At 46.1% G+C, this 1,149-nt stretch carries 1 protein-coding gene and 2 pseudogenes; 2 read left to right on the forward strand and 1 reads right to left on the reverse strand.

Annotation, left to right across the window (positions count from 1 at the left end; all coding sequences use genetic code 11):
• Positions 1 to 227: pseudogene (locus R7E47_RS24935) on the forward strand (OmpA family protein); the annotation flags it as partial.
• Here the strand turns inward: R7E47_RS24935 and R7E47_RS24940 are convergent.
• Positions 157 to 657 (reverse strand): annotated as a pseudogene (locus R7E47_RS24940) (LacI family DNA-binding transcriptional regulator); the annotation flags it as partial. The pseudogenes R7E47_RS24935 and R7E47_RS24940 overlap by 71 nt on opposite strands.
• Positions 658 to 906: 249 nt before the next feature.
• Here R7E47_RS24940 and R7E47_RS24945 point away from each other — a divergent pair.
• On the forward strand, positions 907 to 1,149 hold a 243-nt coding region (locus R7E47_RS24945), incomplete at its 3' end, for a PTS sugar transporter subunit IIA (RefSeq protein ID WP_318085452.1).

Consider the following 1,149-nt stretch of genomic DNA (forward strand, 5'->3'; position numbering starts at 1 on the left):
TTGAGCGCGACAAAATCAAAGAGGTCGCAGAAACTTATCAGAAAACCCAGCAGGCCATCTATATTGCGCTGTTGGAAGAGTTTGCTAAAGATCTTGATACGTGGGGCGCTGAAATTGATCGAGATACATTGAGTGTCAACTTTACTGCGCCTGAAGTATTGTTCGGTAATGGTAAGGCGAACTTAACTCAGCAATTTCCAATACTGGCGTGTTCGAGGCTTCCAAAAGCTGATTAGTACGTTGGCTGTGTTCATTACCAAACAGCACGACTCCGGCTGGGCGACTCTCAAGAAATGTCGAAAGCAGTTTCTCTTCTTGCTCTACCGAGTAGTCGCTGTAGCCAAGCAGTAACTGATAACCCGCTTTGTTCAACGCTTGTTGAAAGCTCGGTAAGAAAAGCGCGCACGCTTTTTCAAACAGGGAAGGAATGATAAGAGCGATGGAGTAACTTTCAGCAGACGCCAAAGCCCCTGCCGCTTTATTCGGGATATAGCCGAGCTCATCAACCACTTGTTGAATTTTTTCTCTCAGCTTATCGGATACCAGCTCTGGCGTTCGTAATGCTCGCGACACCGTCATCGTGCCTACGCCTGCTTGTTTGGCGACATCAGCCAAAGTGACATTGCCGGTACTTCTTCGTTTGCGAGGTTCGCTCATTGTTTTTATTTAATGTTCTCTAATTTCAGCTGCAACATCTTATCACAGCGCTTTAATGGTTTTGATATTAGCGCATTAGAAGTCGATCACAAGCATATGAAACTCGGATGACTGATAAAAATGGTAGCGCTATCACAATTTATGGTAGCGCTATCAGATAGCGCTACCATTTGTGATCACTCTCAGGTTTTTCTGGCAAATTGATCGATAAAGTACGCAGCAACAAAACAACAAATCGGAAACATTCCCATGCTACGTGAACTGATTACCTCTGATGTCATTCGCATCCATTCTGACGCAACCGACTGGAAAGATGCGATCAGCAAATCTTGTGAAGCTTTGATTGAAAATGGCGCGATAGAACCAAGTTACGTTGAGGCAATTTACCGCTCGCACGAAGAGCTTGGCCCTTACTACGTGGTAGGTCCGGGCATGGCGATGCCACACGCTCGCCCTGAAGATGGCGTTAACCGCTTGTCATTGGCGATCACG

It is taken from the genome of Vibrio sp. Vb1026, assembly GCF_033338745.1.
In the GTDB taxonomy this organism is placed as follows: domain Bacteria; phylum Pseudomonadota; class Gammaproteobacteria; order Enterobacterales; family Vibrionaceae; genus Vibrio; species Vibrio alginolyticus.